Raw genomic sequence first — 9822 nt, 5'->3', positions numbered from 1 at the left:
TTTCTCTGTTGTTGGGGGGCGCCGGGGGGGGGGTGGTGGGGCAACCCCGCCCCCCCGCACGGCGACTGAAGGGACGGCTCCCCGGTCGATGGCGACCGCCAGGCCAGGGCGACGACCACAGCCCCGACAGGGCCGGACGGGCAAGCGAACCGGCCGAGTCTGTAGAGGAAGGTGGCCACAGAGGTACTCCCACCTGGGAAACAACGGGACGGCTGACGAGAACTGGGTGGGTCTGCGTGACCCGTCCATCACGCTAGGCGCGGAAATCCGGCCGCCTACGGCACCAGGGAAGCGAATACGCCACTGCCGCCTCATACTCCGGTACTGGTCGCCCTCCTCCCGAAGCACGCGGAGAACTCCTGCACGGCGGCGCCCACTCATGGCCAGGGCCTTTGCCGCACGTGGCGAGGGACGCTGTCCGGCCACCTTTCGGACGAAGCAGAGCAGTACCCTGGTACTCATCGACCCGGCTGTTTTGGGTCATTTGGTTGGCTCGGGGTTCGGCTTCGTTCTCCCTGGTGTCGACGCACGGTCCGGGAGTGCGTCCCGGCTCACCGTTCTTCGACATCACCAGGCAGCACCCGCCCATGAGCAGCACCACAGGCCTCATGCGCGACGAACTGCCCGCCGAACGGCTGCCCGGCGCCCTGATGAGCCCGTGCGGATCTTGGAAGCGTCCTCGCGGAGGGTGACGTCGCGCAGGTGGTGCAGAGCTTCAACGCCCCAGTGCTCGCCACGTGCTCGGCAAGCTGGGCCGGGGTGGCCTGGTGCATGGTCAGGTCCGTCAGAACATAGACGCGTCAGGCGCCCAGGGCGTCGTCGAGGACGTCGCCGTTGAGGCGTCGGAGCAGTCGGGCGACGGTGGTGGCCCCGGGGATGCCACGGACCAGGCCGATCTGGGCCCGTGTGGCGGGGTCGAGGCCGGCGGCGAAGCGTGTGATCCCGGCCCAGCCGGCGGCCCCGGCCAGGACGGCCACCAAGCACAGGACCAGGAGCGGGCTGAGGCGGTAGCGGCGTCCCCGGCAGCTTCGCGGGTCCGGGATCGCGTCGAGGACCTCGGCGAGGGAGACGAGCGCGGTGGCGTCGTCCAGGAGACCGCCTGGCATGCGGGCGCCTTGGCGGGCGAGCGTGGAGATCAGGGAAGATGGCATGCGGACACGGTTTCAGTTCAATCAGGCCTTCGGATTCCGCATCGCGAGGCGCTCGGCCTCCCTTCAAGGCCCGGCCCACGAGCGGAGGGCTCCCGGCGCGTTACCCGATGAGGGACTGCATCCCTATGGCATTCAGGAGCGCCAGGCGGTCGGCGTCCTCGGTGCCGGGCTGGGCGGTGTAGACCATGATGCGGAGATCGCTGCCGGCGACGCTGAGCACGTCGCAGTCCAGGGTCAGTGCGCCGACCTGGGGATGGTCGACGGTCTTGCGGGCGGCCCGGTGCTCGCCGACGGCGCCTGACTCCCAAAGCGTGTCGAACTCGGCGCTGCGGCAGCGCAGTTCGGCGATGAGGGACTTGAGGTTCGGGTCGTCGGGGTAGCGGCCGGCGGTGCGGCGCAGGTCGGCAACGTGCGCCACCTGCAGGGCGCCCCTGGATTCGGGGGTGTGGCGCACGCGGCTTCGGGGGTTGACGAAGTTGCGCCAGACCGCGTTGAGGTCATCGCCGTGCCATTCACCCATGAGTGCCGTGTAGAGGGGGTTGGCGAGCAGCTGGGTCCAGGCGGCGTCGAAGACGGCGACGGGTGTACCGGCAAGGCGGTCCAGCATGCGGTGGACGCCAGGGGTGATGTGCTGCGGGACCGTGCCGGGGCCGGGCGGGACGAGGCCGGCCAGACGAAAGAGGTGGGCTCGCTCGTCCTGGGTGAGTCGCAGAGCGCGAGCCAGGACCCCGACGACCTGGGGTGAAGGGCTGGCGGCTCGTCCCTGTTCCAGCCGGACGATGTAGTCGGCGGAGATACCGGCCAGCTGGGACAGTTCCTCACGGCGCAGACCGGCGGCGCGCCTGCGTCCGCCCGCGGGCAAGCCGACGGCCTGGGGCGAGACCCGGTCCCGCCAGTGGCGCAAGGTTGCGCCGAGTTCTGTGGTCGCCATGCCCTTGATTGTGGCAAGAGAGACGGTTGCCTGTCCTGGTACCGCCATTCCCAGGAAAGCGGGTCTACTACCTGACCAGGCATTTCCCGCTGACCGTGGAGGCATGACAGCAACACGAACTCCTGCACGACCCGTCGTGGGTTCATCGGACTGGGTGACCAGGGCCTGCCCATGGCCACCGCGATCGCCGAAGCAGGCTTCCCTCTGCACGCCTGGGCCCGGCGCCCCGCATCCCTGGCCGGCCTGGGCAAGGTCCTCCACCGGCGGCACGACACGGCCGGACAGCTGGCTGCCGCCTGCGACATCGTCTGCCTGTGCGTGCGCACCGACGCCGACATCCTGCAGGTGGCCGACCAGATGCTTCAGGAGCTGCGCCCCGGCACCGTCGTCGTCAACCACGGCACGGGGCTGCCCGGCAACGCTGTCCGACTGACCCAGCTGTGCGCGAAGCACGATGTCGAGGTGCTGGACGCACCAGTCAGCGGCGGCCGTCCGGCCGCCGAGGAGCGCCGACTGACCACCATGGTCGGCGGTCCGCTGTCGGCGGCCGAGCGCTGCACGCCCGTGTTCCGGTCCTTCTCCCGCCACGTGGTGCAGCTGGGCGAGGCCGGCGCGGGGCAGACGGCGAGGCTGTTCGACAACGCGCTGCTGATGATGAACCAGGCCGCGATCGGGGAGATCGTCGAACTGGCCACCGAGCTGAAGCTGGACGCCGGTCGGCTGACAGAGGTCCTCAAGCTGGGCAGTGCCGCCAGCGCGGCGTTGTCCCTGCTGAACACCATGGTGCGGCCCGACAACGTGGACCATCTCTCCGCCGTGGAAACAGTGGACATGGAGCTGTTCGACCAGGCCATGCGCGAGGCCGGAATCGACTCCACGGCCGTCACCGGCCGTGGCCTGGCCGGCGCCCGCGGGCTTGCCCAGTTGCTGCACCGCATCAACGGATGAACGACGACTCGTTCCCTCTCCCAAGGAAGCCCCATGTCTGCGGAAGAAGTGACACAGCTGGTGTTCCGCGAACGCCAGAGTCGGGACCGCCGCCGATACGAGGACATGGCCACCTGCTTCGCCGACGACTCGATCGTCCGGAAGAGCTGGTTCACCGGCAGCGGCGCCGACTACGTCCGCCAGACCCGCGGCATGGCCGGGCGCGGCGAACACGCGGTGCACCGGCACAGCCCGCCCGTCGTTCGGATCGACGGTGACCGGGCCCTGGTCGAGCTGCCGCTGGTCATCGAGTGGCGCATCAACCTCGACGGAATGGAAGCGGACCTGGCCTCCGCCTGCCGCTCGCAGTACCGCCCAGCGCGGCACCGACGGACTGTGGCGCATCGCGCGGATCACCTCGATCTACGAGAAGGACACCCTCGTCCCGGTCCTGCCGGACACCCGGCTCGCCGTCGACCTGGCCGAACTGGCCGGCTACCGGCCGTCCTACCGGTTCCTGGCCTGGTACCTGCACCGCAAGGGCTGCACCGTCGACGATCACCACCTCGGTGACGACCCCCCGACGTCGTCGCCGGGCAGTACCGCTCCGAACACACCTGGCTCCGGAAGAGCCCCACCATCCCGGCCACGTCGGCCGATCCCCGAAAAGGAACAGCACTCATGAGCAAGCTCGCCCTCGTCACCGGCACCACCTCCGGCATCGGCAAGGCATTCGCCGAGCGCCTCGCCGCGGACGGCTACGACCTGATCGTCGTCGGCCGCAACACGGACCGCCTCGAGGAGTTCGCCGCTGCCCAGCCCGACGTCACGGTCCGCACCGTCGCAGCCGACCTGTCCACCGACGTCGGCGTCGACACTGTCGCCGAGATCTGCGCCAGTGAGCCGCTGACGATGCTCGTCAACAACGCCGGCGTCGCCCACTACATGCCGCTGGCCCAACTGCCCGCCGACAAGGCCCGTGAACTCGTCCACGTCAAGGTGGTCGCCCCCACCATGCTCACCCGCGCCGCCGTCGCCGGCATGCAGGAACGCGGCGACGGAAAGATCATCAACGTGGCTGGGATGATCGCTTTCAGCGGCCCCGCCGTCAAGTCCGTCATGCCCCGCCGCGCCGTCTACGCCGGCTCGCTGGCCCACCTCGTGGCCATGTCACAGACCCTCAGCGCCGAACTGGAGGACACCGGCGTCCAAGTCCAGGTGCTGTGCCCCGGTGTCGTCGCCACCGAGTTCCACACGCGTCAGGGCCTCGACCTGAGTGCCGTGCCGCGCATGAGCGCCGAGGACGTCGTCACCGCCGGGCTGCGCGGCCTCGAACTCGGCGAGGTCGTCTGCGCCCCCGGCGTCGAGGACGCAGCGCTCCTCGACGCGGTCTTCAAGGCCGACCTCGCCGCCTTCGGCGGACAGAGCCCCGAACTCGCCTCCCGCTACCGGGCCCGCTGACCGCGACTCCGGCCGGCCGACTCCGGCCGGCCGGGACCGGGGAACCCCCATGGAGGTGCGGGCGTTGTGGTGGTCCTGGCGGGTCAGACCTGCGGGTTGCCGTTGGCGCTCTTCTCCGCGACCGCCTGGAGGGCGTCCCAGTGCTCGACGATCCTGCCGTGCCGGTCGAAGCGGAAGGTGTCCACCTCGACCGTGCCGCGGTCCTCGGCCGACGTCTTCGCCAAGCCCTGCACGACCACGAGGTCGCCCTGGGTGACAGTCCGCTCGAAAGTCAGCAAGGCGTCCGGGAACTGCTGGAGGTAGCCCGTGACACCGGTGACGAAGGCATCGCGGCCGTTGCCGAAGTTCGGGTTGTGCTGGATGTAGGTGTCGGCGCTGATGTACTTCTCGGCGGCCTTGCCCGGCCGGTGCTGGTTGAAGGCCTGGTCCAGCAGGGCCACAGCGGCCTTCTGGTTGCGCAGTTCCTGGGCGGAAAGCCGGCTCGTCGAACGCGTCGGCGTGCCGTGCTCGGGCGTGGCCAACGCACAAGGAACGATCACCGTGCCCGCCACGAGTGCGACGGCGGCTGCGGCCAGAGAGATGCGAACTGAGCGGTTCGTTTGAAGATCGCCTTTGCTTTTTCTGCATATCGAGAGGGGAATGGCGGCTGCCGACGGCGTAGTGATCTCTCGCGCTTGGCAGCCTGAGCTGTATCAATGCTCCCCTTCGACAGCGGCGACGGCGATGCCTGAACGGTGTCCTGATGGTCAAAACACGACTCGTTCGTCCGCTCGGCGGGGATGGGAGATGCGCAACAGTCGTCTCTGCGCGGTGCCACTACCCCTGGCCGAGGGCCGCCGACGGCCCGGGGCCCTCGGCGCGTCCTTGGACCCCGTTGCGGAAGTCGATCGGGGAACGGCCCGTGCGTTGCATGAAGTACTTGCTGAACTGGGAGGGCGTGACGAAGCCGAGGCGGTCCGAGATCTGGGCGGCGGTCTCGTCGCCGTGCGCCAGCAGACGCTTGGCCTCCAGCACGACCCGGCGGTCGATGAACTCCTTGGCGCTGAGCCCAGCGTTGGCCAGGGTCGCCCGGGCGAGGGTGCGTCCCGAATAGCCGAGCATGTGGGCGTAGTCCTCCACCCGTCGGGTGGCGGTGAAGTGCCGTTCGACCGCGTCACGGAACCGCAGGTAGGTTTCGTCCGGCTCCGGAGCGGGACTGCCGACCGGGACAGTGAGATGCGCCAGCCGCAGCAGGAGGACGGCGAGGAGGTGGCGCAGAGCCGCCATATGCACTTCAAGAGGCAGGTGACCGAGCGAGTGGAACTCGCGGCTCAGGTGCTCCGCGGCCATGGTCACCGCCTCGGCGTCGGCGGCGACGGGGGTGATGACGGCCGGTGAGTGGGGGTCATCGACCCGGGCGGCCGTCGCCGTGGCCGGGTCCAGCACGTCCTGCTGGAAGAGGATCAGAGTGCCCTCGGCCTTGGTGAGGTCGCCCCACTGATGCACCTGCCCCGGGCGCACCCACAGCCAGGAGCCCGGCCGCAGGGCGTAGCCGTGGAAATCGACGACGTGCCAGAGATCGCCCTCGGTAAGAGTGAGCAGGTGATGAAAGTCGGGGCGCTGGGGTCGCACGAGGGTGCGCTCGGAGACGCGCCGCCGTAGCTCGGCCAGCGACATGACCTCGACGCCGGCGGGCCTGCCCGCGGGCGCGGCGAACGCGACCTCGGGGATCTCACGCAAGGATCCGTGTCGTTTTTTGGCCATCATCAGTCGGAACTTTATCCGGCTTTCCGTGCCCATTCTTCGTACGTTGGTCGTGCCGCTTCGGAAACGGAACATCTCCCTGGCGGAATCGGAAAGGACGGCACGTGGCGACGACAGGAGAGAGGGTCGGCCGTCACGCGCGCGCGAGCGAGGGCCGAGCTGCGCGCCGTCCGCCGCCTGAGCTTGGAGAGCTACCCGGCCCTGCTGCTGGGCACCGCAGGCGGAAACCACCACCGGCTGGGCGGTCCGCTGACCGGTGTCGAGGAGCTGACCACGGTCTTCGACGAGTACATGCACGGGATGTCCGTGGCACTGGAAGGAACCTGCGCGTCATGAGTGCCATGAACAACACTCCCGTCTCGACCGCACCGCCATATGAGACGATCCGTGCCTGGGTGGAAGAGGCCGACCGGGTCCTGATCGCGGCCGGCGCGGGTCTGAGCGCGGCCGCCGGCTACGACTACGGCGACACCGAACGCTTCAGGGAACTGTTCCCTGCGCTGTACCGGCTCGGCCTGCGCTCGCGCTACCTGCTCGGCGTGCCCCTGCCGCAGGACATGATGTGGGGCTACTGGGCCGTCCACATCGACGACATCCGCTACCACCCCGACCCCAATCCCCTCTACCGCAAGCTGAGGGAGCTGGTCGGCGACCGCGACCACTGGGTGATGACGTCCAACGTCGACGCCCTCTTCGCCCGCAACGGCTTCGAGGCGGACCGGGTCTTCACCCCGCAGGGCGACTACGGCCGTCTCCAGTGCACGGTCCCCTGCTCACGGGACACCTGGCCCAGCAGACCGTTCCTCGACACGATCCTCGCCGCATACGACCGCGACACCGGTCGGGTGACCGACCCTCGGGCCCTGCCGTGCTGCCCCCGCTGCGGCGCCGACGTCTTTCCCAACGTCCGTGTCGGTCCGGAGTTCGTCGACGACGCCTATCTGCCCGCGGGGCGGCGGCTGGTGCAGTGGCTCGACGACGCGCCAACGGACGGCACCTTGCTCGTGCTGGAAATCGGGGCCGGATTCAATACTCCCGGCGTGATTCGCCACCCCATGGAGAGCCTGGTGCGCCAGACTCCTCGGGCCCGCCTCGTCCGGATCAATCCCGACCATCCCGACGTTCCCTCGGACCTCGGCGAACGAGCACTGTCCGTTCCCCTCGGAGCGGACCGGCTCCTCGACGGGCTCGACCTCTGACATCCGGGGCAGCGCGCCTCCGCCACCACAGGAAGAGAAGTCTCCATAGGAAGAGAAGTCACCATGTCCCAGGTATCCGACGTATCCGTCCCCGCGATCGCCGTCACCGGCTCCACCGGCCGACTCGGCGGGCGCGTCGCCCGGCGACTGGCCGAGCGGAACGTCCCGCAAAAGCTCCTGGCCCGCAACCCGGCACGCGCTCCACGGCTTCCCGGCTCGGTAGCGGTGCGAGGCGACTACGCCGACCAGGACGCCGTGCGGGAAGCCCTCACCGGCACTCGCACCGTCTTCATGGTCTCCGCCTCCGAAACCGCCGACCGGCTCGCCCAGCACAAAACGTTCGTCGATGCCGTCGCGGAGGCGGGTGTCCGGCACCTGGTGTACGTCTCCTTCTACGGCGCCGCCCCCGACGCCACCTTCACCCTGGCGCGCGACCACTTCCACACCGAGCAGCACATCCGCGCGAGCGGCCTGTCGTACACCTTCCTCCGGGACAACTTCTACGCGGAGTTCGTCCCCGACCTCGTCGGCGAGGACGGCGTCATCCGTGGCCCGGCCGGGCACGGACGCGCCGCGTTCGTCGGCCAGGACGACATCGCCGACGCCGCCGCCTCGGTGCTGTCCTGGCCCGACGACCATGCGGGCCTCGCCTACGACCTGACCGGGCCCGAGTCCCTGACGCTGGACGAAGCGGCCGCAATCCTGTCCGAGCAGCTCGGACGCCCCGTCACCTACCAACCGGAGACGGTCGATGAGGCCTACGCCTCCCGCTCCTCCTACGGCGCCCCGCCGTGGCAGCTGGACGCCTGGGTGTCCACCTACACGGCCATCGCGAACGGCGAACTCGACGGCGTCAGCGACGCCGTACCCCGCCTCACCGGCCACCCCGCCACGCCCCTCGCCGAGGTCGTCCGCGCCGCAGGGGGATGACCCGCACGGCCGTGGGCACCACTCCTGCCCGCCGACCGGCAGGCACGCAGAAAGGGCTGCGCGCACGACCAATCCGGCTACTACGACCCCTTCCCGACACCCTCAGCAAAAGAAGCCTGTCGCTTTTTGACCATCAATAGTCGCTATTCCTGCCGATTGGTTGGGTGCCGTTGACGTAGTTTGAACACATCGCCGCTGGACCACCGGTCCGCCCTGGCCAGGTCCCCAAGCAAGGGAGACAGTCATGAGCAACGCGAAGAACACCGTCCTTCAGGCCGCCACCGAGCTGTTCGGCGACAAGGACCCCTCCGCCGTGGGCCGCTGGGTGGCCACGGACTACAAGCAGCACAGCGCGCTCGCCGCCGACGGCCCCGAGGCCCTACGCGGGCTCGTCGCCGGCCTGGGTGACGACTTCCGCTACGAAGACGCCAGGGTCATCGCCGACGGCGACCTGGTCGCCCTGCACGGCACCTACCACGGCTTCGGTCCTGACCCGCTCGTCGGGTTCGACATCTTCCGCGTCGACGCCGACGGCAAGCTGGCCGAGCACTGGGACGCCCTCACCCCGCAGGTCAAGGACACCGTCTCCGGCCGCTCCCAGACCGACGGCCCCACCGAGGTCACCGAGACCGACAAGACCGACGCCAACCGTGCCCTGGTGGCCGAGTTCGCCGAGAAGGTCCTCGTCGGCGCCGACTACTCGGTGCTCACCGACTACATCTCCACCGAGACCTACCACCAGCACAACACCGATGCCGCCGACGGCCTCTACGGCTTCGGAGCGGCCGCGGCCAAGTGGGCCGAACAGGGCAAGAACCTCGCCTACAAGAAGGTCCACAAGGTCATCGCCGAGGGCGAGTTCGTCCTGACGCAGTCCGAAGGTGAGTTCGGCGTACCCGTCGCCTACTACGACCTCTTCCGTGTCGCGGACGGCAAGATCGTCGAGCACTGGGACGTCGTCGCACCCGTCCCGGCCGAACTGCCCCACGGCAACGGCCTGTTCTGACCGGCCCGCACACCGCCCCCGGATCACCGAACACGTCGACGGAGCGCAAAGGCATGAGCAACCTCGCCTACGCAGGAAAGACGTACAAGTTCAGCGTCGACAACGGCGTCGTCTTCCACAACACCTACAGCCCCGACGGCACCACGCTGCACTACGAGACCGTCGCCGGCCCCATCACCGGCGCGAGCGAGGACGTCACGCTGCACGCGGCCGAAATCGCCCCTGACGTCTTCCTGCTCGGCTGGGTGGAGGAGTCCGGCATGACCGTCACCCACGCGATGAACCTCAGCACCCTTACGGTCCACGCCTTCTGGACCTACGACACCCCCGAGGGCCGTATCGGCGAACTGCACGTCGGCACACTCGAAGAGATGTGATCCACCCCCGCCGATGGCCCGGCCTCGCGCGCACCGACGCGCGGGGGCGGGCCATCGGCACGCCTCGTTCACCCGCCCCACCGGAGCCGTTGATGAT

General features: G+C 69.3%; 12 protein-coding genes. 8 read left to right on the top strand and 4 right to left on the bottom strand.

What is annotated here, in order from left to right; all coding sequences use genetic code 11:
* Positions 1 to 800: 800 nt before the first annotated feature.
* Both ACPT94_RS26600 and ACPT94_RS26595 read right to left on the bottom strand, forming a co-directional pair.
* Complete coding sequence (locus ACPT94_RS26600) at positions 801 to 1151, bottom strand: transposase family protein (protein ID WP_360350655.1); 351 nt, start codon at positions 1149 to 1151, stop codon at positions 801 to 803.
* Between the two features lie 100 nt (positions 1152 to 1251).
* Positions 1252 to 2082 (bottom strand): helix-turn-helix transcriptional regulator, encoded by an 831-nt coding sequence (locus ACPT94_RS26595; RefSeq protein WP_360350652.1) that lies wholly within the window; start codon positions 2080 to 2082, stop codon positions 1252 to 1254.
* A 144-nt stretch (positions 2083 to 2226) separates the two neighbouring features.
* On the opposite strand from ACPT94_RS26595, the gene ACPT94_RS26590 reads away from it, so the two are divergent.
* From ACPT94_RS26590 to ACPT94_RS26580, 3 genes are all read left to right on the top strand, one after another.
* Positions 2227 to 3030 carry an NAD(P)-dependent oxidoreductase gene (locus ACPT94_RS26590; protein WP_360350693.1) on the top strand — a complete coding sequence of 268 codons (804 nt, stop codon included), beginning with the start codon at positions 2227 to 2229 and terminating at the stop codon, positions 3028 to 3030.
* A gap of 33 nt (positions 3031 to 3063) precedes the next feature.
* Positions 3064 to 3582, top strand: a complete 519-nt coding sequence (locus ACPT94_RS26585) for a nuclear transport factor 2 family protein (RefSeq protein ID WP_360350650.1) — start codon at positions 3064 to 3066, stop codon at positions 3580 to 3582.
* 108 nt (positions 3583 to 3690) lie between these two features.
* Complete coding sequence (locus ACPT94_RS26580) at positions 3691 to 4470, top strand: SDR family NAD(P)-dependent oxidoreductase (RefSeq protein WP_360350647.1); 780 nt, start codon at positions 3691 to 3693, stop codon at positions 4468 to 4470.
* Positions 4471 to 4553: 83 nt separating this feature from the next.
* On the opposite strand, the gene ACPT94_RS26575 is transcribed toward ACPT94_RS26580, so the two are convergent.
* Both ACPT94_RS26575 and ACPT94_RS26570 read right to left on the bottom strand, forming a co-directional pair.
* Entirely contained in the window at positions 4554 to 4991 is a 438-nt protein-coding gene (locus ACPT94_RS26575; RefSeq protein ID WP_360350645.1) for a nuclear transport factor 2 family protein, read from the bottom strand.
* A gap of 295 nt (positions 4992 to 5286) precedes the next feature.
* Positions 5287 to 6216, bottom strand: coding sequence for a helix-turn-helix domain-containing protein (locus ACPT94_RS26570; RefSeq protein WP_360350642.1), 930 nt, complete (start codon positions 6214 to 6216; stop codon positions 5287 to 5289).
* 180 nt (positions 6217 to 6396) lie between these two features.
* Between ACPT94_RS26570 and ACPT94_RS26565 the strand changes: the two genes are divergently transcribed.
* From ACPT94_RS26565 to ACPT94_RS26545, 5 genes are all read left to right on the top strand, one after another.
* Complete coding sequence (locus tag ACPT94_RS26565; protein WP_360350639.1) at positions 6397 to 6549, top strand: hypothetical protein; 153 nt, start codon at positions 6397 to 6399, stop codon at positions 6547 to 6549.
* Positions 6546 to 7412, top strand: a complete 867-nt coding sequence (locus ACPT94_RS26560; protein ID WP_425246995.1) for an SIR2 family NAD-dependent protein deacylase — start codon at positions 6546 to 6548, stop codon at positions 7410 to 7412. Before ACPT94_RS26565 ends, ACPT94_RS26560 begins: the two co-directional genes overlap by 4 nt.
* 63 nt (positions 7413 to 7475) lie before the next feature.
* Complete coding sequence (locus ACPT94_RS26555) at positions 7476 to 8342, top strand: SDR family oxidoreductase (RefSeq protein ID WP_425246994.1); 867 nt, start codon at positions 7476 to 7478, stop codon at positions 8340 to 8342.
* A gap of 244 nt (positions 8343 to 8586) precedes the next feature.
* A complete protein-coding gene (locus ACPT94_RS26550) occupies positions 8587 to 9348 on the top strand; it encodes a nuclear transport factor 2 family protein (RefSeq protein ID WP_425246993.1) in 762 nt (253 codons plus the stop codon).
* A 53-nt stretch (positions 9349 to 9401) separates the two neighbouring features.
* Entirely contained in the window at positions 9402 to 9725 is a 324-nt protein-coding gene (locus ACPT94_RS26545; RefSeq protein ID WP_360350627.1) for a MoaF-related domain-containing protein, read from the top strand.
* Positions 9726 to 9822 lie beyond the last annotated feature (97 nt).

Origin of the sequence: Streptomyces aurantiaciflavus, assembly GCF_049808595.1 — a bacterium.
Classification (GTDB): domain Bacteria; phylum Actinomycetota; class Actinomycetes; order Streptomycetales; family Streptomycetaceae; genus Streptomyces.
The sequence above is the reverse complement of the archived record's forward strand: the minus strand, read 5'-3'. Positions and strand labels throughout refer to the sequence as shown.

Coding starts and splice junctions, on each gene's coding strand:
- ACPT94_RS26600 (WP_360350655.1), bottom strand. CDS start 1,151: ATGCCATCTTCCCTGATCTCCACGCTCGCCCGCCAAGGCGCCCGCATG.
- ACPT94_RS26595 (WP_360350652.1), bottom strand. CDS start 2,082: ATGGCGACCACAGAACTCGGCGCAACCTTGCGCCACTGGCGGGACCGG.
- ACPT94_RS26585 (WP_360350650.1), top strand. CDS start 3,064: ATGTCTGCGGAAGAAGTGACACAGCTGGTGTTCCGCGAACGCCAGAGT.
- ACPT94_RS26580 (WP_360350647.1), top strand. CDS start 3,691: ATGAGCAAGCTCGCCCTCGTCACCGGCACCACCTCCGGCATCGGCAAG.
- ACPT94_RS26570 (WP_360350642.1), bottom strand. CDS start 6,216: ATGATGGCCAAAAAACGACACGGATCCTTGCGTGAGATCCCCGAGGTC.
- ACPT94_RS26560 (WP_425246995.1), top strand. CDS start 6,546: ATGAGTGCCATGAACAACACTCCCGTCTCGACCGCACCGCCATATGAG.
- ACPT94_RS26555 (WP_425246994.1), top strand. CDS start 7,476: ATGTCCCAGGTATCCGACGTATCCGTCCCCGCGATCGCCGTCACCGGC.
- ACPT94_RS26550 (WP_425246993.1), top strand. CDS start 8,587: ATGAGCAACGCGAAGAACACCGTCCTTCAGGCCGCCACCGAGCTGTTC.
- ACPT94_RS26545 (WP_360350627.1), top strand. CDS start 9,402: ATGAGCAACCTCGCCTACGCAGGAAAGACGTACAAGTTCAGCGTCGAC.